Origin of the sequence: Actinomadura rupiterrae (assembly GCF_024172125.1) — a bacterium.
In the GTDB taxonomy this organism is placed as follows: domain Bacteria; phylum Actinomycetota; class Actinomycetes; order Streptosporangiales; family Streptosporangiaceae; genus Spirillospora; species Spirillospora rupiterrae.
The window spans coordinates 226,640-246,219 of the sequence record NZ_JAMZEA010000016.1; the positions used below are offsets into that span (position 1 = coordinate 226,640).

Annotated in this window: 25 protein-coding genes; 9 read left to right on the forward strand and 16 right to left on the reverse strand. The window is 70.6% G+C overall.

Annotated elements, in window-relative coordinates; all coding sequences use genetic code 11:
- Nucleotides 1-21: 21 nt before the first annotated feature.
- Entirely contained in the window at nt 22-888 is an 867-nt protein-coding gene (locus FHU30_RS41505) for a polysaccharide deacetylase family protein (protein ID WP_253883215.1), read from the reverse strand.
- Nucleotides 889-1,109: 221 nt separating this feature from the next.
- On the reverse strand, nt 1,110-2,126 hold the full coding sequence (locus FHU30_RS41510; RefSeq protein ID WP_253883216.1) for an NAD(P)H-dependent flavin oxidoreductase: 1,017 nt from the start codon (nt 2,124-2,126) through the stop codon (nt 1,110-1,112).
- 101 nt (nt 2,127-2,227) lie between these two features.
- On the opposite strand from FHU30_RS41510, the gene FHU30_RS41515 reads away from it, so the two are divergent.
- Entirely contained in the window at nt 2,228-3,136 is a 909-nt protein-coding gene (locus FHU30_RS41515) for a 2-hydroxyacid dehydrogenase (protein ID WP_253883217.1), read from the forward strand.
- Between the two features lie 15 nt (nt 3,137-3,151).
- Here the strand turns inward: FHU30_RS41515 and FHU30_RS41520 are convergent, their stop codons facing one another.
- The 4 genes from FHU30_RS41520 to FHU30_RS41535 form a co-directional block, all read right to left on the reverse strand.
- The gene (locus FHU30_RS41520) at nt 3,152-3,610 is read right to left on the reverse strand and encodes a DUF4334 domain-containing protein (protein ID WP_253883218.1); all 459 of its coding nucleotides are present in this window, start codon (nt 3,608-3,610) and stop codon (nt 3,152-3,154) included.
- 103 nt (nt 3,611-3,713) lie between these two features.
- Nucleotides 3,714-4,883 (reverse strand): NAD(P)-dependent alcohol dehydrogenase, encoded by a 1,170-nt coding sequence (locus FHU30_RS41525; RefSeq protein ID WP_253883219.1) that lies wholly within the window; start codon nt 4,881-4,883, stop codon nt 3,714-3,716.
- A gap of 8 nt (nt 4,884-4,891) precedes the next feature.
- On the reverse strand, nt 4,892-6,142 hold the full coding sequence (locus tag FHU30_RS41530; RefSeq protein ID WP_253883220.1) for a cytochrome P450: 1,251 nt from the start codon (nt 6,140-6,142) through the stop codon (nt 4,892-4,894).
- Nucleotides 6,143-6,261: 119 nt separating this feature from the next.
- On the reverse strand, nt 6,262-7,026 hold the full coding sequence (locus FHU30_RS41535) for a crotonase/enoyl-CoA hydratase family protein (RefSeq protein WP_253883221.1): 765 nt from the start codon (nt 7,024-7,026) through the stop codon (nt 6,262-6,264).
- 160 nt (nt 7,027-7,186) lie between these two features.
- On the opposite strand from FHU30_RS41535, the gene FHU30_RS46680 reads away from it, so the two are divergent.
- Together FHU30_RS46680 and FHU30_RS41550 are read left to right on the forward strand one after the other, a co-directional pair.
- Nucleotides 7,187-7,927, forward strand: coding sequence for a PaaX family transcriptional regulator C-terminal domain-containing protein (locus tag FHU30_RS46680; protein WP_301324399.1), 741 nt, complete (start codon nt 7,187-7,189; stop codon nt 7,925-7,927).
- Nucleotides 7,928-8,023: 96 nt separating this feature from the next.
- Nucleotides 8,024-9,580 carry an FAD-binding oxidoreductase gene (locus FHU30_RS41550; RefSeq protein ID WP_253883223.1) on the forward strand — a complete coding sequence of 519 codons (1,557 nt, stop codon included), beginning with the start codon at nt 8,024-8,026 and terminating at the stop codon, nt 9,578-9,580.
- Here the strand turns inward: FHU30_RS41550 and FHU30_RS41555 are convergent.
- From FHU30_RS41555 to FHU30_RS41575, 5 genes are all read right to left on the reverse strand, one after another.
- Nucleotides 9,577-9,981 (reverse strand): YunG family protein, encoded by a 405-nt coding sequence (locus FHU30_RS41555; protein ID WP_443612902.1) that lies wholly within the window; start codon nt 9,979-9,981, stop codon nt 9,577-9,579. The two genes, FHU30_RS41550 and FHU30_RS41555, sit on opposite strands and share 4 nt — an antisense overlap.
- 43 nt (nt 9,982-10,024) lie before the next feature.
- On the reverse strand, nt 10,025-10,453 hold the full coding sequence (locus tag FHU30_RS41560) for a hypothetical protein (protein ID WP_253883225.1): 429 nt from the start codon (nt 10,451-10,453) through the stop codon (nt 10,025-10,027).
- A gap of 77 nt (nt 10,454-10,530) precedes the next feature.
- Nucleotides 10,531-10,740 carry a DUF397 domain-containing protein gene (locus tag FHU30_RS41565; protein WP_253883226.1) on the reverse strand — a complete coding sequence of 70 codons (210 nt, stop codon included), beginning with the start codon at nt 10,738-10,740 and terminating at the stop codon, nt 10,531-10,533.
- 67 nt (nt 10,741-10,807) lie between these two features.
- Nucleotides 10,808-11,677 carry a helix-turn-helix domain-containing protein gene (locus FHU30_RS41570; protein WP_253883227.1) on the reverse strand — a complete coding sequence of 290 codons (870 nt, stop codon included), beginning with the start codon at nt 11,675-11,677 and terminating at the stop codon, nt 10,808-10,810.
- A 15-nt stretch (nt 11,678-11,692) separates the two neighbouring features.
- Nucleotides 11,693-12,202 carry a DUF6879 family protein gene (locus tag FHU30_RS41575; protein ID WP_253883228.1) on the reverse strand — a complete coding sequence of 170 codons (510 nt, stop codon included), beginning with the start codon at nt 12,200-12,202 and terminating at the stop codon, nt 11,693-11,695.
- 522 nt (nt 12,203-12,724) lie between these two features.
- On the opposite strand from FHU30_RS41575, the gene FHU30_RS41580 reads away from it, so the two are divergent.
- The 3 genes from FHU30_RS41580 to FHU30_RS41590 are packed head-to-tail and all read left to right on the forward strand — an operon-like array spanning nt 12,725 to nt 13,862.
- Nucleotides 12,725-13,384, forward strand: a complete 660-nt coding sequence (locus FHU30_RS41580) for a helix-turn-helix domain-containing protein (RefSeq protein ID WP_253883229.1) — start codon at nt 12,725-12,727, stop codon at nt 13,382-13,384.
- A gap of 20 nt (nt 13,385-13,404) precedes the next feature.
- Nucleotides 13,405-13,578, forward strand: a complete 174-nt coding sequence (locus FHU30_RS41585; RefSeq protein ID WP_308211491.1) for a DUF397 domain-containing protein — start codon at nt 13,405-13,407, stop codon at nt 13,576-13,578.
- Nucleotides 13,575-13,862, forward strand: a complete 288-nt coding sequence (locus FHU30_RS41590) for a DUF397 domain-containing protein (protein WP_253883230.1) — start codon at nt 13,575-13,577, stop codon at nt 13,860-13,862. Before FHU30_RS41585 ends, FHU30_RS41590 begins: the two co-directional genes overlap by 4 nt.
- Nucleotides 13,863-13,930: 68 nt before the next feature.
- Here FHU30_RS41590 and FHU30_RS41595 read toward each other — a convergent pair whose 3' ends face one another.
- Complete coding sequence (locus FHU30_RS41595; protein ID WP_253883231.1) at nt 13,931-14,134, reverse strand: hypothetical protein; 204 nt, start codon at nt 14,132-14,134, stop codon at nt 13,931-13,933.
- 372 nt (nt 14,135-14,506) lie between these two features.
- Between FHU30_RS41595 and FHU30_RS41600 the strand changes: the two genes are divergently transcribed.
- On the forward strand, nt 14,507-14,965 hold the full coding sequence (locus tag FHU30_RS41600) for an SgcJ/EcaC family oxidoreductase (protein ID WP_253883232.1): 459 nt from the start codon (nt 14,507-14,509) through the stop codon (nt 14,963-14,965).
- A 9-nt stretch (nt 14,966-14,974) separates the two neighbouring features.
- Here FHU30_RS41600 and FHU30_RS41605 read toward each other — a convergent pair whose 3' ends face one another.
- Nucleotides 14,975-15,619 carry an SDR family oxidoreductase gene (locus tag FHU30_RS41605; protein ID WP_253883233.1) on the reverse strand — a complete coding sequence of 215 codons (645 nt, stop codon included), beginning with the start codon at nt 15,617-15,619 and terminating at the stop codon, nt 14,975-14,977.
- Nucleotides 15,620-15,709: 90 nt separating this feature from the next.
- Between FHU30_RS41605 and FHU30_RS41610 the strand changes: the two genes are divergently transcribed.
- Complete coding sequence (locus tag FHU30_RS41610) at nt 15,710-16,615, forward strand: LysR family transcriptional regulator (protein ID WP_253883234.1); 906 nt, start codon at nt 15,710-15,712, stop codon at nt 16,613-16,615.
- Here FHU30_RS41610 and FHU30_RS41615 read toward each other — a convergent pair whose 3' ends face one another.
- The gene (locus FHU30_RS41615) at nt 16,616-17,230 is read right to left on the reverse strand and encodes a histidine phosphatase family protein (protein ID WP_253883235.1); all 615 of its coding nucleotides are present in this window, start codon (nt 17,228-17,230) and stop codon (nt 16,616-16,618) included.
- Nucleotides 17,231-17,354: 124 nt separating this feature from the next.
- Between FHU30_RS41615 and FHU30_RS41620 the strand changes: the two genes are divergently transcribed.
- A complete protein-coding gene (locus FHU30_RS41620; protein WP_253883236.1) occupies nt 17,355-18,803 on the forward strand; it encodes an amino acid permease in 1,449 nt (482 codons plus the stop codon).
- A 34-nt stretch (nt 18,804-18,837) separates the two neighbouring features.
- Here FHU30_RS41620 and FHU30_RS41625 read toward each other — a convergent pair whose 3' ends face one another.
- Both FHU30_RS41625 and FHU30_RS41630 read right to left on the reverse strand, forming a co-directional pair.
- Nucleotides 18,838-19,014, reverse strand: a complete 177-nt coding sequence (locus FHU30_RS41625) for a hypothetical protein (protein ID WP_253883237.1) — start codon at nt 19,012-19,014, stop codon at nt 18,838-18,840.
- A 93-nt stretch (nt 19,015-19,107) separates the two neighbouring features.
- A partial coding sequence (locus FHU30_RS41630; RefSeq protein WP_253883238.1) for a zinc-binding dehydrogenase occupies nt 19,108-19,580 on the reverse strand: 473 nt, incomplete at its 5' end.

Genomic DNA, 19,580 nt, shown 5'->3' on the forward strand with positions numbered 1-19,580 from the left:
CGCGCGGGCGGGGCATATCGGCTAGGCCGGGGGCTGGACGTAGTCCTCCAGGCGGGCGACGGTGTAGCCCTGCTTGGCGATGTGCTTGAGGAGCGCGGCGAACATCTCGGTCATCGTCGCGCCCTTGAGCTCCTTCGGCCCGCGGAAGTGGGCGAGGATGATGTCGCCGGGGTGCAGCTTCTTCGCGGCGTCGTCGTACTGCATGTCGTGGATCTGCATGGACTCGCGCCAGAGCGCGATGCCGTGGATGCCGCACGCCGCGGCCGCTTCCTGCGTGGCCATGTTGTAGCTGCCGTAGGGCGGACGGAACAGGTACGGCTTGGTCGCGTACTGCTTGACCAGGATCGACTGGTCGCCGCAGATCTGCTGCTTCTGCGACTCCGGCCCGAGGCTGCGCATGACCGGGTGGTTCAGCGTGTGGTTCTGGATGTGGTTGCCAAGCGCCTGAAGCGGCTTGAAGTACCCGTAGTTCACCTTGACGGCGTCGTTCATCAGGAACATCGTGAACGGGACGCGCAACTCCCGCGCCATCTCGACGAACCTCGGGTCCTTCTCCGCGCCGTCGTCGATGGTGACGAACACGATCTTCTCGCTCGTCGGGACGGCCCGGAACACCTTCGCCGGGCCCTTCTTCGACAGCTTGATCGGCTTGTCGGCGGGCGCCGCGGGCGCGGGCCGCATCGGCTTGAGCCCCCACTTCGCCCACGCGGCGGGATCGACCTGAGTGCTGCCGTCCTTGCCCTTGCCGTCTCCGGGAGTGCCGCCGGTGCCGCCCGTCCCGCGGTCGGAGTCGCCCGACACCTTGCATCCGGCCAGTCCGGCCAGCAATGCCGCGCAGCAGACGCCCGCGGCGAGCCGCCCGAAGGCGGCGGAAACACCGGTCCCCACCCGGCACCCTCCCCGTCAAAGATCCCCGATGCGCACAACCTAGCGGCACCGCGCCCCCGGCGCTATCGGCCCCCGGGCCTGTTCACCGAGACGCCGGGTCAGCCGGGACGCAGAGCCAGTCGTGTCAGTCGGGCCAGCCGGGACGCAGGGCCACTCGGGTCAGCGGGGTCGGTCAGGTCAGCCGGGACGCAGAGCCAGCGGGGTCAGCTGGGTCAGCGGGGTCAGCGCGGGGTGAGGCGGTCGAGGACGTCGGCGGCGGGGGCTTCGGTGGCGCTGCGGAAGGCCGTCCCGGCCCAGAGGTTGACGGCGTCCGCGTCGCCGCGGGCGGCGGCGGCCTTGCGGAGCGGGGACGTGATGTAGTGGACGTCCGGATAGGCGGCCGGGGCCTCGTCCGAATACCGGGAGAGGAAGCGGTTGACCAACCCGCGCGCGGGTCGTCCGCTGAACGCCCTGGTCACGGCCGTCTCGGTGAACCTCGGGTCGGCGAGGGCGGCCTTCGCGACGGGTGTCGCGCCGCTTTCCGGGCAGCGCAGGAACAGCGTCCCGACCTGGGCGGCGACCGCGCCGAGGTCGAGCACCTCGGCGACGTCCCCGGCGCTGCCGATGCCTCCGGCGGCGAACAGCGGCAGGCCGGTGACCGCGCGGACGGCGGGCAGGAGCTCGCGCAGCGGCAGCGCGCACTCGGTCGTGTTGGTGAACGAGCCCCGGTGCGCGCCCGCCTCGGTGCCCTGGACGCACAGCGCGTCCGCACCGGACTCCACGGCCTGCCGCGCCTCGTCCACGGTCGTCACGGTCACGACGGTCGTGACGTCCGCCCGCCGGAACGCCCGGACGACCTCCCGTGACGGGCAGCCGAAGGTGAAGCTGACCAGCGCCGGAGGATCGGCGAGGAGGTCTTCCACCTTGGCGTCGTAGTCGTCGTCGCGGGCCTTGGGCGTGCCGAGCTCGGCGTCCAGGTCCGCAGCCTCGTCCGCGAGGAGGTCGCGGTAGGCGGCCACGGCGGCGTCGTCCACATCGTCGTGGGACGGCATGAACAGGTTCACGCCGAACGGGCCGCCGGTGAGCGCCCGCGTCGCCTCGATGTCGTTCCGGAGCTGCGCGGCGGTCTTGTACCCGGCGGGCAGGAACGCCTGGCCGCCCGCCTCGACGACGGCCGCGACCAGCTCCGGACGGCCCGCCCCGCCCGCCATCGGCGCCAGCACCACCGGCTTCCGCTGCGCCCAGACCGCCTCGCCCATCCGCGCCTCCCCGAGATCGCGGGACCCCCGTGCGGCGGGGACGTCCCGTCCCTCGGCAAGATAGTCGGCGGACGGCGCGAGGCGATCGGGAGGGGTGCGGGGTGCGGATCCTGCTGCACTACGACGGCGAGTTCGAGCGGCCCGGCTGGGACGTGGCCATCTGCTCGGAGCAGGACGAGGAGCGCTTCGCCGCGCTGCTCCCGGACGCGGAGGTCATCTGGCACGTGCTGCGGCCGCTGACCGCGGCCGACTTCGACCGCGCGCCGAAGCTCCGGCTCGTCCAGAAGCTCGGCACGGGCGTCAACACCATCGACCTGGACGCGGCGGAGGAGCGCGGCATCACGGTCGCGAACATGCCGGGCCGCAACGCGCAGGCCGTCGCCGAGACGAGCCTGCTGCTGATGCTCGCCGCGCTCCGCAAGGTCGTCGCGTTCGACGCGCGCACCCGTGCCGGACGCGGCTGGCCCGCCGAGCGCGCGCTGACCGGCGGCGAGATCGCCGGACGGACGGTCGGCCTGCTCGGCGGCGGCGAGATCGCGACGCTGCTGCGCGGGATGCTGACCGCGATCGGCGCGAACGTGCTGTTCACCTCGCGGACGCCGCGTCCGGACGACCCGTCCTGGCGTCCGCTGGACGACCTGCTCCGGGCCAGCGACATCGTGTCGGTGCACATCCCGCTCACCGATGAGACGCACCACCTGCTGAACCGCGAGCGGCTGGCGCTGCTCCGCCCCGGCGCGGTCGTGGTGAACACCGCACGCGGCCAGATCATCGACGAGCGCGCGCTGCTGGACGCGCTCGACTCCGGCCACCTCGCGGGCGCGGGCCTCGACGTCTTCGAGCAGGAGCCCGTGGACGCCGGCAACCCGCTGCTCCGGCGCGAGGACGTCGTGGTCATGCCGCACGTCGCGTGGCTCACGCACGAGACGTGGGACCGCTACTTCGAGGTCGCGATGGAGAACGTCCGCCGCCTGGAGGCGGGCGGCGAACTCCTCCACCGCGTCCGCTGACCCGACCGGAGGGCGCTACGGCTCGCGGGTGAGGTGGAAGTAGAGGACGGCCGGCTCTCCCTTGGCGTCCATCGCGCCCATCACCACGTCGTCGGAGACCCGCCGGAAGTGGTCGATGATCGGCTGCTCGTCGTAGACCATCGCCACCGACGGGACGCCGTCCAGGACGATCTCGCGCAGCCGCGCCGAGCCCATCCCGTCGTAGATGTAGAGGGCGCCGCCGTCGGTGCGGCAGACCAGCGGGTCGACGTTCTCGGGGTCGTCGAACCGCTTGCCGTACCAGCGCAGCCGCGTGAGCAGCCGGGCCAGCCGGTCCTCGGGGTCGAACAGGCCGCCGCGCCACAGCCCGGTCAGGTCGGACGCGGCGACGGGCGGCAGCGCCCTGAACAGGGTCGCGAGCTCGCCCGGGTTCGGGCGCTCTTCTCCGAGAACCAGGGCGAGGGCGCGGGATTCGATGCTGACGGACGTGCTCATGTCCACCTCAGAGGATTGACGGACGTCGCGAAGCGGGGGTGGTGGTCCCGGCCCCTGTCCCCGGTGACAGGGCGGACCTCGGGGGCGCCCGTCCCCGCCGCCGCTACGGCAGCAGGACGGGTTTGACGGTCGTGCCGGACAGCGCGTCCGCCTCGGCGCGGGCGATGTCGGCGAGCGGATAGGTCTGGATCAGGCGGTCGAACGGCAGCAGGCCGCGCCGCCACAGGTCGGTCATGCGTGGGACGAGGGTCTGGGGGACGGCGTCGCCCTCGATGATGCCCCGTACGGTCCGGCCCATGAGCATCAGGGTCGGATCGAGGCGATAGTCCTCCGTACCCACGCCGACCAGACCGCACACTCCGGTCGTCCGCAATGCGGCGAGGGCTGTCGCGACGGCGTCCGGACGGGCGGTGGTGTCGAGCGCGTGGTGGAAGCCGTCGCGCACCACGGCGCGGAGCCGTTCGCCCAGGTCGGGGGCGGCGCCGTCCAGGGCGTGCGTGGCGCCCAGCTCCAGCGCGAGGTCGCGGCGGGCGGGGAGCAGGTCGACCGCGACGATCGGGGCCGCGCCGGTGAGCCGGGCGGCCATCACCGCTGACAGGCCGACCGCGCCCGCGCCGAACACGACGAGCGACTCCCCCGGACGGACGGCAAGGGCCAGCAGCACCGACCCGACGCCCGTCTGGACGCCGCAGCCGAGCGGTCCGAGCATCTCGATCGGGAGGTCCTCGTCCACCTTGACGGTGTTCCGGACGGTCGCGAGCGCGTGCGTGGCGAACGACGACTGCCCGAACCACCGGTTGTGGACGGCTTGGCCGGACTTGTCGAACGCGCGCGGACGGCCGTCCATCGCGGCGGCGGCCATGTTGAGGCGTGCCATGCCCGCGCAGTATCCGGGCCGTCCGTCATGGCAGTTCCGGCACTGTCCGCAGGAGTCGAACGAGAGCACGACGGGATCCCCGACCGCGAGGCCGCTCGCTCCCGGTCCGATCGCCTCGACGTGGCCCGAGCCCTCGTGCCCGAGGACGACCGGCTTCGGCACCCGGTCGCCGGGGACGCGTCCGAGCAGGTCGGTATGGCACATTCCGGCGCCCGCGATCCGGACGAGCACCTCGCCCGGCCCCGGCTCGGCCAGCTCGACCGGCTCCAGCGAGTAGGGCGCGTCGTGGCCGCGCAGTACCGCCGCCGTCGCGGACACCGTGTTTCCGGCCGTCTTGGTTCCGGTGGGCAGGGACCCGGTGGGCAGGGACCCGGTGGGCTGGGTTCCGGACGCCATCGTGCCGGTCAGCCCTTCAGGGTGTAGCGGATCGGGAGGCGCTTGAGGCCGCCGACGAAGGTCGTCGCGATGCCGGTCGGCTCGCCGTCCAGCTCGACCGACTCCAGGCGCGGCAGCAGCTCCTCGAAGAACGCGCGCACCTCGATCCGGGCCAGCGCCGCGCCGAGGCAGTAGTGCACGCCGAACCCGAACGCGAGGTGCTTGTTCGGGTCGCGGCCGACGTCGAAGCGGAACGGGTCGTCGAAGACGTCCTCGTCGCGGTTCGCGCTCGGGTACGACAGCAGCAGCGAGTCGCCCGCGCGGATCGGGACGCCGCGCAGCTCGTAGTCGGCCGTCGCCGTCCGCATGAACTCCTTGACCGGCGTCACCCAGCGGATCATCTCGTCCACCGCGAGTGGCATCAGCGCCAGGTCGCCGCGGAGCCGTTCCAGCTGGTCGGGGTGGGTGACCAGGGCGTGCAGCCCGCCCGCGATCGTGGACGAGGTCGTGTCGTGCCCCGCCGTCGCGATGATCACGTAGTAGGACGCGGTGTCCATGTCGTTCAGCGGCGCGCCCTCCACCCGGGCGTTCGCGATCGCCGAGGCGAGGTCGTCGGTGGGGTGCGCGCGGCGGGCGGCGGTCAGCTCCTGGAAGTAGGCGAAGAAGTCGAGCAGGACGGCGAGCTTCTCCTCCGCCGTCGTGCCGCGCTGGAGCTCGGCGTCGTCGCCGCCGAACAGCTCCTGGGTCAGGCTGAGCATCCGGTCGAAGTCGGATTCGGGCAGGCCGAGCAGCGACAGGATCACGTAGAGCGGGAAGTGGACCGCGACCTCGCGCGCGAAGTCGCAGCGTCCGCCGAGGTCGGCGAGCCGGTCGACGTAGCGCCGGGCCAGCTCGCGGACGCGCGGTTCGAGCGCCCGCATCGCCTTGGGCCGGAACCAGTCCGCGCCGATCGCGCGGATGACGCGGTGGTCCGGGTCGTCCATGTGGATGAGCGTGCGCAGCGCGGTCCCCTGCGCGATCCGCTCGGCGTTGAACGCGTCGAACTCGGCGGTGCCGAGGATCGGGCGCGGCGCGTTCAGGAACAGGTCGTGCCGCCGCTCGACCTCCAGCACGTCCGCGTGCCGGGTGACCGCCCAGAACGGGTTGTAGCCGTCCTGCCCGACGCGGTGCACGGGCGCCTCGCGGCGGAGCAGCGCGAGGGCCTGGTGCAGCCGGGCGTCGTCGGCGTAGGCGGACGGCGTCGCGAGGGTCCGGCCCGCCTCGTCCACGGTCATGGTCATGTCGGCTCCTCACGGGGGGTGGTCCGTTACGGAACCTAGAAGCCGAATCCCGTTCGGTCAACCCTCGTTGATCTTGATGTGGACGCCGCGGTCAGATGCCGGACCGGAGGGGGCCGTGGTCAGATGTCGGAGAAGTCGCCGTGCCGGCCGTGCCCGGCGGCGAACCGGGCGGCGCCGGTGACCGCCGCGTCCAGTCCGGTCAGGCCGTGCCGGTACTCGGTCGCGATCGCCGCGTCCTCGTCCAGGCCCTCGCACTCCAGCGCGGACAGGCGGTCGCCGCGCAGCGTCGGCTGCGGGAACCGCGCCAGCTGCGCGGCCAGCTCCTCGGCGGCCCGGCGCGACTCCCCCCGCGGGACGAGCCGGTTCGCGAGGCCGATGTCGAACGCCTCGCGCGCCTCCACCGGACGCCCGGTCAGGATCATGTCCATCGCGCGGGACGTCCCGATCAGCCGGGGCAGCCGGAACGTGCCGCCGTCGATCAGCGGGACGCCCCAGCGGCGGCAGAACACGCCGAACACCGCGTCCTCTTCAACGACACGCAAGTCGCACCAGAGCGCAAGCTCCAACCCCCCGGCGACGGCATGCCCGGCGACGGCGGCGATGACCGGCTTGGTCAGGCGCATCCGGGTCGGGCCCATCGGTCCGTCGCCGTCCGGTTCGATGCGGTTGGCCCGTCCGTCGCCGATGCCCTTGAGGTCGGCGCCCGCGCAGAACGTCCCGCCCTCGCCCCACAGGACGGCCACGGACGCGTCCGGGTCGGCGTCGAACGCGCGGAACGCGGCGGCCAGCTCGTCGGCGGTCGGACGGTCCACGGCGTTGCGGACGTCCGGCCTGGACAGGATCACGGTGGTGACGGGTCCGTCTCGTTCCACGCGGACGCCCATGCGGCGGCTCCCTCGTTCGCGTCTCTCGCAGGGTACGAGCCGGCCCTTCGAAACCCTCGCAGGGCACGGGCGGCCCACCGGAACCCTGCCCCGATACCCGGACATTACATGTCGCCTGCACGCGATGGAAGGATGTAATCAGGGTAGGGTCCGGCTCAGGATGACGACGAACCACCTGGGACTGCGCCCCCTTACCGCCCGGTCGGTCGTGCTCAGCACGCTGCTCGGCGTCCACCCGCCCCGGCTCCCCGCCCGCTACCTGGTGCGCGTCGGCGAGCGGTTCGGGATCGCCGAGGGCACCGTCCGGGTCGCGCTGTCCCGGATGGTCGCGGCCGGCGACCTCGTCCAGGTGGACGGCGCGTACGCGCTCACCGACCGGCTGCTGTCCCGGCAGCGCCGCCAGGACGAGTCGCGCGAGCCCCGCACCCGCCCCTGGGACGGCACCTGGGAGATCGCCGTCGTCACCGCCGAGCGCCGTCCCGCCGCCGACCGCGCCGCGCTCCGCCAGACCATGTCCGAGCTGCGCCTCGCCGAGCTGCGCGAGGGCACCTGGCTGCGCCCGGCGAACCTCGCCCGGCCGCGTCCGGAGATCGTCGAGCGGCAGTGCGTGACCCTGACCGGACGTCCCGAACGTCCGCCCGCCGACCTCGCCGCCTCCCTCTGGGACCTCGGCGCCTGGGCCGGCACCGCCCGCGCCCTGCTGGAGGCGCTCGACGCGTCCGGCACGTTCGCCGACCAGTTCACCATCTCGGCCGCCGTCCTGCGCCACCTGCTGAACGACCCGCTGCTCCCGGACGACCTGCTCCCCGCCGACTGGCCCGGCCGCGCCCTGCGCGAGCACTACCGCGACTTCGCCGCCGGCTTCGAACGCCTCATCCTCCAGCAGGTCGGCACGTCCTAGTACACCTTCGTACACGGCGCATAGGGGGCTTACGCCTACCCTGACTGTGGGCCAAGGGCGACTGTGCGGAGCGCCGCCGCTCCATAGCTTGGGCCCATGGTCTCCTACACCAGCAGGCGCAACGTGTTCCGCGGCGGCTTCTGCACCGCGGCGGCGGCGACCGACACCCTTCCCGGCCCGATCGTCGAGGCCGTCGACATCGAACTGGACTCGCTCGAACCCGTCCCGGCGTCCCGCGTCGGCTGGGGCGACGCCCGCCACCTCTCGCTGGCCGCGCGGGGACGCAACCGCCGCTTCGAGGGAAGGCCGGACCACGTCTGGGTCGCCGGGCGGACGAGCGACGTCGTCCGGGCCGTCCAGGACGCGGTGCACACCGGGCGGCGGCTCGCGGTGCGCAGCGGCGGGCACTGCTACGAGGGCCTGGTCGCCGACCCGGACGTCCGGGTCGTGATCGACATGTCCGCGATGACCGCCGTGTACTGGGACGCGGCGCGGCGCGCGCACGCCGTCGAGGCCGGCGCCACGCTGGGCGAGGCCTACCGCAAGCTGTACCTCGGCTGGGGCGTGACCGTCCCGGCGGGGCGGTGCACGTCGGTCGGCGCGGGCGGGCACTTCGTCGGCGGGGGTTCCGGCCCGCTCTCCCGCACGCTGGGCCTGTCCGTAGACCACCTGTACGCCGTCGAGACCGTCGTCGTGGACGGATCGGGCCGCGCCCGCCCGGTCATCGCGACCCGCGACCCCGAAGACCCGAACCGCGACCTGTGGTGGGCGCACACCGGAGGCGGCGGCGGCACGTTCGGCGTCGTCACCCGCTACTGGTTCCGCGACCTCCCGACCCCGCCCGCCGCCGCGCTGACCTTCGACGTCCACTGGCCCTGGACCGGCCTCGACCAGGACGCCTTCGTCCGCATGCTGAGCAACCACGGCCGCTGGATCGAACGCAACAGCACCCCGGGCATGCCGTCCAACCGCCTGTACAGCGAACTCCGCCTGACCCGTCCGCAAACGGGACGGATCACTCTGCACGGGCAGGTCGCGTCCGCGAGCCGCGGCTACGCCGAGAACCTCCTGCACGACCACGTCACCGCGATCAGCGCGAACCTCCCCGTCCGTCCAGTGGTGACGACCCGCTTCGAGCCCTGGCTGACGTCCGCGCTCCAGGACACCCCCGCGATGCCCAGCCGCCTGAAAGCGAAGTCGGCCTACCTCCGCCGCCGCTTCACGCAGTCCCAGTCCCAGGCGCTCTACCGCAGCCTCACCCGCGCCGACTACGACCACCCCGGCGGAAGCCTCAGCCTCTACACGTCAGGCGGCACCGGGAACGCCGTCGCCCCGGACGCCACCGCCGTCCCGCACCGCGCCGCCGTCATGCAGCTGTTCCTCGCCAACGCCTGGGACGGCCCGGAGGACGAGCCCCGCCACCTCGCCTGGACCCGCGAGACCTACCGGGACCTCTTCGCCGAAACCGGCGGCGTCCCCCCGGACGGCGCCGCCATCAACTACGCCGACACCGACCTGGCCGACCCGGCGTGGAACCAGCACACCCCGTGGCAACGCCTCTACTTCGGCGCGAACTACCCCCGCCTACAACGCGTGAAGGCCCGCTGGGACCCCCTCAACGTCTTCCACCACGCCCTGTCCGTCCGCCGCTAAACCGCGGGATACCACCCGAGCCGCTCAGCCACCCGCTCCCGCAGAACCAGGTACTCATCCTTGCGCCGCTTCGGAAACGGCCGCGGCCGCTCGACCACGTCCCTGCCCACGACCCGCTGCCCGCTTTTGAACTGTTCGAGCGTGAGGTCAAGCTCGACCCCGCTGTCCAGCACGTTCCACCAGTGGAACCCGGCCTGCTCCCCCGCAGCCGTGAACACCTCCCCCCGCAGCAGCCGTCCGCCAAAGAAGTCGTTCACCACCAACGACGTGATGTCACAGTGCCCCCAAGCCGGATTCTCCGGCGACCAAGGCCCGCGGGACACATCGTCCGGCGAACACGTGTCCCCACCCCACCCAGCCCGAACCGCCGCCGAAATCTCGTCCAACCCCAAGATCGCCATCCCCCCACCCTCACACACCCCTACGACACTCCCCCAGCCACGCTCAGTGGCACGTCAGCGAGGCAGTGGCCACCAGATAGAGCCCGATGTAATGGGATGCGTCGAGCGTCCAGAATCCCCACACCACGCCCTGCCCGAGGCGCAGCTCATACAGCGCCCTCCCGAGCCGGACGTCGTCCGCGGGTTCCAGCGCTCCGGAGACATTCGCCTTGAGCCCGTCCCACTGTTTCGCCAGCCAGGCAACGCCCTCGTCAGGCGTCCGCACGACGTGGTCGACGAGCCGCGCGGGCTTCCGTAGCCACTCCTGGACGACCAGAGGAGCCTGTTCACACCCTGGATCACGCCGCTGGGCATCGTTCCGATACTGCTCCCCGCTCGCCCGCCACACATGGCAATGCCAGTGGACGCCGGTTTCCTTCCACCTGTCCGGTTCGCGCTTCCAGTAGTCGTAATCGAAGGGCGGACACGTCACCCTGAGCATCCTTGTCAAAGAAGAGGCCTCGCCGCGGGAGCAGCGAGGCCCGTGACTTTCGCGGAGTGCCGTACCGATCAGGAACCGGAGGCCGCCATCACCTCGGAGCCACTCGGAACGTCGAACTCACCCTGTTTGACGCCCGCAACGAAGTCCGCCCACTCACGGTGGTCGAAGACGGACGTGCCCCCCTTCTCGTCGGCAACGATCACGGCCTCGCGCACGATGGCGACGTTCACGCATCCATCGCTGCACGGCCCACCGCACTGACCCGACTTGATGAACATCCGTGCCTCCTTCGGTCCCGGAACGGCGGCTGCCGCCTTCATCGTCCGGCTCGACCGCACGATGCGGCTAGGAGTTTGACCAGTTTTGCAAGGCGCCACGGGCATCCTGGATCAAGGCCCGCGCATCGCCACCGAAGACCGCCTGCTGGCGCTGCATCTCGAAGATCTTCAGATAGAGGGCGATGTCGTCCGGCCGCCGGGTGCGGAAGGCCCCTGACCAGTAACCGCTGCGGACAAGCCTCTCGTCGAAGAGGTAGAACGCCTCGCCCGCCCAGACCTTGCGCCGCCCGGGCGGGATGATGCCGAGCACGACGTTCGGCCGGGTCGCCACGGACGAGAGCAGGTCGAGTTGCTCCTCCATCACTTCGGGACCACCGTGTACGAAGGTCAGCACGGAGGCCTCGACCAGGAAGAAGTACCGATTGCGCCCAGTGCCGGCCGTCACGAGGTGCTGACGAGAGGTTCGGGCGGCGGCGGCCCTTTCCACGTCCTCGAAGGGCAGGCCGTGGATGGCGGCGTTGATCCGAAGGACGTCCCGGGCATAGCGAGGCGTCTGAAGGATGCCGGGCACCACGGTGGACTCGTAGACCCGCAGCAGCTCTGTGTCCTCGTAGAGCGGACCGGAGCGCGACTGGATGTGGACCTGGCCCTTGCGCATCTCGCGGCGGTGTTCGAGCCACATCTGCTCGACCTCGCGATGGACGGCGATCAGCTCGGGGATCAGCTCGGGGATCAGCCGCGCGACACCGCAGGCGATGGCCCACTTCCGGATGTCGTCCTCGGTCGGTTTCGCCTTGCCGTGCTCGATCCGGGAGATCCGGGCGTTGTTGATACCGGTCCGCGCGGCCAGCTCCAGCCCGGTGTGGCCCGCGTCCCTGCGGATGTCCCTGAGCCGCTCGGCGAACGCCTTCCGAGCGGCGTTCGCCTGCTCTGACACTGCGACGAAGAGTACCTAGCCTGCCGCGTATTCATGAAGGGGAACGGCCAGGGCAGAAGCGGCGGCGAACGCCTCCAGGCACGCTTTGACCACCTCCGGCTCGCGGTACAGCTGCACCTCTGCGAGGTTGTCGTCACCGTCCAGGACGTTGAAGAGGGCCTTCTCGCCGTCCAGGACGAAGAAGTCGTTGCCCGGAAGCAGCAGCCCGGACGTCAGCCGGCGCGGCAGCCAGCGGATGTCCGCACCGGTCAGCTCGATGGCAAGGGCACTGAAGTCCAGGACGAACCGGTGGTACTCAGACAACGGCTCGGAGACGACTTTGACCCGCCCGAAGCGCTCGTACCGCCTGGCTTCGAACGTGTCCCGATACGCCTCCGCCGCCCGCCTCACCGCACCGAGGTCACCGGCCCGCCAGGATGCGAACAACGCATCGTCCATGGCGTAGTGGTCACGCAACTCCACCTTGAGCAGGCTTCGCACCCCGCTGAGCACCTTGCCGCGCTGCTGCACCGAGAGCAGTTCCATCCAACGCCCTCTCCTCTGGATGCGTCCGGACCAGCAGATCGACCAGGGCCCCCGGAATCTCGACCAGGCCCTCGTCGTCCTTCAACCCTCTCAGCTGGCTGAGCACGTCCGGATCCGCGTGGAGGACACCCTGGACAGCCCAGGTTCCACGACTCGTGCGGTAGAAGGCCGCGCAGTCGTCGTCGCCCGTCGAGTCCGGATCCTTGCAGACGAAGGTGAGCCGCAGGTCAGCGCTCCCGTGAACGTTTTGACGCATTTTGCAACCTCCCTATCGACACACGCATCGTGGAGCACCGATCAGCCCGGGTCTACTGACCTGCACGACAGATGTCCCTACTGCACGCAACCGCTGCGGCGAACCAGAACCAAGGGATCAGGCTCCATCACCCATTCACAAAGGGGAAATATTCACCATACCTCCCATTTTTCATTCACGAGATCAGCATCATTCTTGGGCCGTTATTCTCGGAAGATCCCGAGCTGGACCCGCGCGTCCAATCACCCCCGGGGAAGGTCGCCGTCATGCCGGATGCCCCCAATCCCGCGCTCGTGTTCTTCGGCCGCGAGTTGCAGCGCAAGCGCACCGCGCTCGACCTCACCCAGGAGCAGCTCGCCGAACGGCTCGGCTGCTCGTCCACCTGGATATCCAGGATGGAGGTCGGACGGAAGATCTCCAAAGACAGCGCCATCGACCTCGACACCTTTTTCAAGACCGACGGCATCTTCCTCCGCATGTGGGAACTCTCCAAAGAGATCGAACCCGGCATGGCCGAACACCTTCTAGCAGAACGGCTGAGCCGCCAGGCGCTCCTTGCGAAGGAGAAGCCACCACGCTGCTTCTTCATCATGGATGAGATGGCTCTGCGCAGGAAGGTAGGTGACGAGAAGCTGATGCGCGAGCAGTATAAGAATCTGCTCGACGTCGCCCGACTGCCGTCCGTCACGATCTACGTGATTAACGAGGGCACGGGCTACTACCCGGGCCTCACCGGCGCCTTCACCGTCATCGGCCTGGATGACGGCAGCCACGTCGCCTATACGGAGTCGGCAGGAAGTGGCATGCTGATCAGTGAGCGGGCACGTGCCGCCAAATACCTGTTGCGGTACGAGACGATCGCGGGTTATGCACTTCCCATATCAGAGTCACTAGCTCTGATCAGGAGACTCCTGGAGGAACTGTGAAGCTGGCGGACCAAGCAGCGGTGCGGTGGCGCAAGAGCAGTCACAGCGGGCACGAGGGTGGGCAATGCGTTGAGGTCGCGGACCTTGCGGGCCTGGTCGGCCTTCGCGACTCCAAAGATGCTGAGGGCCCGAAAATCATCCTGAGCGTCAAGGGGTGGCAAGCCCTCACACACCGCATCAAGGACTTCGCATGACCAGCCAGGCCCGCTGGCGCAAGAGCAGCTACAGCGGTCATGAAGGCGGAGACTGCGTCGAGGTGGCGTCCCTGTCGGACTTCGACGAGACTGGCGCGACCAGCCCTCTGAACTGGCGGAAGAGCAGCCGCAGCGCGCACGAAGGCGGGGACTGCGTTGAGGTTGCTGAACTCGGTGTGACGGTTGGGGTTCGGGATTCCAAGGATCCGGCCGCGGGGGACTTGGCGTTGGACGGGTTGGACTGGCGGGTTCTGGTTCGACGTGTTCGGGAGTTGGAGGGCTGAGCTCGGTCACAGGTCGCGCGGGAGTTCGTCGGGGGTGATCGGGCCGATGAGGCGGCGGGTGGACGCTGCTAGCAGCACGAGGGCCGTCCGTCCGTCATCACGATCGTGAGCCGCTGGTGGGGTGCGTTCAGGAATTTTCGCAGGCCGGGCGTGGCGCTGGCGACGAACAGCCCGCTGCCCGCCTCCGGGAACAGGGTTCCGCCGACTCGGACGGCCAGCTGGGTCGTCGGCACGGTGATCGTGGCGATCGGGCGTCCTTGAGGGGTGGTCACGGCGGCGCCGGCGCCGGCACATAGTGCGCGCGGAAGCACCCTAGGGCAGCGCCACGGCGTCAGCGCGGCGCCGAGGACGGCGAGTCGGCGGCCGCACACCCGAGAAGACCAGAGGCAGCGAGGCGTTCTCCACCAATGACAGCTCCGGGACGAGGTCGCCCCGCCTCGTCGGCGCCGAACCGCAACCCGACCTGCCGCGCCTAAAGAACGCCTCCAGCCGTCCGTCCGGTGAACGTCGCGCAGGCGTAACAGGTTTCGGCTTCGGACGGCCGCCCGCGGTGTTGACAGGGGCAGGCGTGCGACCTAATCTCTTCTTAAACGAAGAAACTTCTTTCAGGAAGTTACTTCTAACGAGCAGATGAAGGAGTCGTCATGGAGAGCACCACCTCGCGGGCTGCGGATGTTGCGGCGATCGTTTCTGTGCTGGAGCGGCTCACCGCCGCCTGGGACGCTGGGGACGGGGCCGCCTACGGGGCCGAGTTCACCGGCGATGCCACCTACATCACGTATGTCGGGACGCTGTACCAGGGGGCGGACGAGATCGGGCGGGCGCACCAGGTGCTGTTCGACAGCTTCATCAAGGGGACGAAGCTCGCGTCCGAGACGCTGAGCGTGCGGCTGACCGGGCCGGACAGCGCTCTGGTGGTCACGCGCGGCGCGACCTACAAGGGCGGTGACCGGCCCGCCAAGCTGGACAAGGTCCAGACCTACTCGATGGTCCGCGAGGACGGGAGCTGGAAGGTGGCGGCGTTCCAGAACACCAAGCGGAAGCCGCTGATGGAGGCCGTGTCCTTCCGGTTCCAGCCGGCCAGCAAGCCCGCCGCCGCGTGACCCCAGGGCTCAGAGCAGGGTGGGGTTGGGGCGGAGGGTTTGGGCGGTCAGCCAGGTGGCTTCTGGGGAGAGGAGCCAGCCGACGACCGTGGTGATGTCGTCTCGCGGGGCGGGGGCTACGGCGTTTACGGTGATGCCGCGGGCGGCGAGTTCCTTGGCCGCCGCCAGGACCATCTGCTCCACCGCGGCCTTGGAGCCGGAGTGCAGGCCGGTTGTGAGGGGGGTGGAGAGGACGACGTACCGGCCGTTGTCGGACAGGTGGCGGGCGGCGGCGCGGAGGGTGTTGAAGGCGCTGCGGGTGTTGAGGTTGATCAGGTGGTCGAAGTCGGCGTCGGTGAGGTCGGCGAGGGGCTTGCTGATGAACGCGCCGGGGGTGTGGACGACCACGTCGAGCCGTCCGTGCCGGGTGACGACGTCCTCGAAGAGGGCGTTCACCTCGTCGGCCCGGGTGGCGTCCGAGCGGACGGCCTCGGTGGCCGCCCAGCGCTTGTCGAGGCCCTCGACGGTCTCCTTGGCCGCGGCGTCGTCGTTGGCGTAGGTGATGACGGTGGTCGCGCCGCGGGAGGCGATGTTCGCGGCGATGGCGGCGCCCTGGTTGCGGGTGCCGCCGATGACCAGGGCGACCCTGCTCGTGAGATCCCGTACCTGCTGCATGCGAACCCCCACTGATCGAACAGATCCGGTGATCGATCGTTCCAAGCCGGTCTCACCTGCATCAACGGCGAGTTCCAGTACGATCGGCAAGTGCCACTTGCCGATCACGCGGAGCTGGAGACCTTCCTCGTCCTGGCGCGGGAGCTGCACTTCGGCCGGACCGCGCAGTGCCGCCAGGTCTCCCGGCAGCGGGTCAGCCAGCTCGTCGCGTCGCTGGAGCGGCGCGTCGGCGGTGCGCTGTTCGAGCGCACCAGCAGGCGGGTGGCGCTCACCGACCTCGGCCGCCAGCTCCTGGACGAGCTGGAGCCGCCCTACCGCGGCGTCCAGGACGCGCTGGCCAACGCGGCCGCGACCGCCCGGGGCGTCAAGGGGACGCTGCGGGTCGGGGCGTTCGACATCCTGTGGACGCGGCTGTTCGTCGAGGCCGCCGAGGTGCTGCGGGCGCGCCGTCCGGACGTCCGGGTGGCGATCAGCGAGATCTCCGCCGGGGACGCCTTCCGCCCGCTCGAACTCGGCGACGTGGACGTGATGAACGCGAGCCTGCCCGTCCTCGCCCCGGACCTCTCGGTCGGGCCGGTGCTGCTCGCCGAGCCGCGCGTGCTGGCGCTCCCGGCCCGGCACCCGCTCGCCCGGAAGCCGGACGTCGCGCTCGAAGACCTCGCCGAGATCCCGATCCTCACCGCGCCGTACATGCCCGACAGCTGGAACGACGACCGCGCGCCTCGGGAGACCCCGGGCGGACGGCCGATCGCGCGCGGCCCGCACATCCACTCGGTCGCCGAGGCGCTGGCCTACATCGGGTCGGGCAAGGGCGCCTTCCCGTTCGGCGCCCATATGACGCATTACCACCCGTATCCGGGTGTCGCCTACCTGCCGATCCGCGACGCGCCGCCCATCGAATGGGCACTGGTGTGGGCGACCGGCAGGCGGACGCGGCTGCTGCAGGACTTCGCCCAGATCGTCCGGGCCGAGCTCCGCCGCGCCCGCCCGACCTGATCAGACCTGCCGGTCGCCGGACAGCAGGAACTGCGGGGCCTGGGAGAACGTCCAGCCGGACGCCGTCCGGGTGAAGAGCCAGATGAGGTCGAAGCGGTCGTCCGGCCAGCCAGGAGTGGACGCGCCCAGACCCGCCGCGATGTCCGGGATGGCGTGGTGCTCCCACGCCACCAGGGAAACGCCCTTGAGCCCCGCCAGGTGCTTCCCGAGCTTCTTCTCGTGCCCCTTCCCGTACGACAGGTCGAGGTGCTGCCCCAGCCGTTCGGCCAGCGGCGTCACGGTCTGGCTGTGCCGGAGCGCCTTGCCGCCCTCGGGGCTCGCGGCGAAGATCCGGTCCGGGCGGTGCAGGACCGCCCGGGCGGGATCGGCGAACAGGGCCGCCAGCGCGCCCGCCCGCGTCCACCCCCGGACGGTCAGCGACCCGTCCGAGCGCTCGCCGTCCGCGGTGACCCCGTAGGGCGCGCCATGGGCGGCCGGCTTCTCGCCGTGCCGGATGATCATCACCAGGTCGCCGGGGGTTCCGGCGGCCCGCGCCGCGCCGTGCCGGGCGCCGTCGCAGGCCGCCAGGAGGGGCGCCGCGGCCGCCGCGGCCAGCAGGTTCCGTCGGGTCGTCATCCGCCGATCATCGCGTTCGAGGAGTTAACGCACCGTAATGGGGGATCTTTCCTGTCCGATAGTGATGTGTGACGATCGCGGAAGCCCCTCGACGACGAGGGGCCTCGCGGAGGAGGGGACGCTGATGACCCTGCTGAGAGACCTCACCCGGCGCAAACCCGTCGATCAGATCCAGGACGAGTCGGTCGGCGGCCCCGCCGACACCGCGCTCCAGAAGACGCTCGGCCTCTGGCAGCTCACCGCGATCGGCATCGGCGGCATCATCGGCGCCGGGATCTTCTCCCTCGCGGGGGCCGTCGCGCACAAGGACGCCGGACCGGCCGTCCTGGTGTCGTTCCTGGTAGCGGGCATCGCCAGCGCCGCCGCCGCGTTCTCCTACGCCGAGTTCGCCGGGATGATCCCGCGCGCCGGATCGGCCTACACCTACGGCTACGCGGTGCTAGGCGAGTTCACCGGCTGGGCCATCGGCTGGGACCTGCTCCTGGAGTACACCGCGATCGTCGCCGTCGTCGCGATCGGCATATCCGGCTACTTCGCCGATCTCCTCGGCTTCCTGCACATCCACCTGCCGAACTGGATGATGGGCGCGCCGGGCACCGAACCGGACGGGGTGGCCGCGCACAGCTACAAGATCAACCTGTTCGCGGTCGTGCTCTGCCTGCTGATCGCCTACGTGCTGAACCTGGGCATGAAGAACGCCGCGCGGTTCGAGACCGCCGCGGTCTACCTGAAGATCGCGATCGTGCTACTGGTCATCGTGGTCGGCGTTTTCAAGATCAAGACCGGCAACTACACGCCGTTCTTCCCGCACGGCTGGGGCGGCGCGTTCACCGGGGCCGCGACGGTCTTCTTCGCGGTGTTCGGCTACGACGCGATGTCGACCGCCGCGGAGGAGTCGAAGGACTCGCGCAAGCACATGCCCACGGCGATCCTGCTGTCCCTGGGGATCTCGATGGTGCTGTACGTGCTGGCCTGCCTGGTGCTGACCGGCATGATCAACTACAGGGACATCAACCCGAACGCCGCGTTCTCCTCGGCGTTCAAGAGCGTCGGGATGAACGGGGTCGGGTTCGTGATCGCGGTCGGTGCGATCATCGGCATCCTGACCGTGCTGTTCACGTTCATGATGGGCGCGGCGCGGGTGTGGTTCGCGATGAGCCGGGACGGCCTGCTCCCGGCGTGGTTCGCGCACACCCACCCGACCCGGCACGTGCCGACCCGGATCACCTGGATCCTCGGCGCCGGCTCCGCGCTGATCGCCGGGTTCTTCCCGATCGCCGAGGCGGCCGAGCTGACCAACATCGGCATCCTGCTGGCCTTCATCGTGGTGTGCGCGGCGGTGATCGTGCTCCGCTACCGGCGGCCCGACCTGCCGCGCGAGTTCCGGACGCCGCTGATGCCGTTCGTCCCGGCGATCGGGATCGGCTTCTCGATCTGGCTGATCACGTTCCTGCAGTGGCAGACCTGGGTGCGGTTCGCGGTCTGGTTCGTGCTGGGCTGCGTCGTCTACTTCGGCTACGGCCGCCGCCGCTCGCACCTCAACACCGAGGCCGAGCGGGCCGAGCGGCCGTAGCCGCCGTCGCCGCGCGCCGAGGGCCTTCCGATCGTCACCGCTCGATCGGGAGGTCCTCGGCGTTGTGGAGGTTCTCCTTCTGGACGCGCATGAGCGCCTCGTCGCCCTTGAAGAAGACGACGATCCCCTCCTCCTCCACGATCTGGTCGGCGTCGATGGTCTCGGTGACCGGGCTCTCGGCGGGTCCGTACACGATCTTGAATTGCGTCATGGTCCGGGTTCTTCCTGGCCGCGGGTCAGGCGAAACTCAGCCCCGCCGCCCGGAATCAGAAAGCCGCCGGGCCGCCGGGGGCCGCCCGCCCGGTCAGAAGGTGATCACCTGGCGGACGGCCGTGCCGTCGTGCAGGCGGTCGAAGCCGGCGTTCACCTCGTCCAGGGTCAGCCGGTGCGAGAGCAGCGCGTCCACCGGAAGCACCCCGGACCGGTACATCCCGACGAAGCGCGGGACGTCCCGGCGCGGCACCGACGAGCCCAGGTAGCTGCCGCGCAGCGTGCGCTCCTCGGCGACCAGGCTCAGCGCGGGCAGCGTCAGCGGCGCGGACGGGTCGGGCAGCCCGACGGTCACGGTCGTGCCGCCCGCCCGGGTCGCCGCGTACGCCTGCTCCAGGACGGGCGCGACCCCGGTCGTGTCGATCACCTTCTCGGCGCCGCCGCGGGTCAGCTCCCGGACGGCCTCCACCGCGTCCGGCCCGCCCGCCACGGCGTCGGTCGCGCCGAGTTGCAGCGCCAGGTCGCGCTTGCTCTCCACGACGTCCAGCGCGACGATCCGCGCGGCCA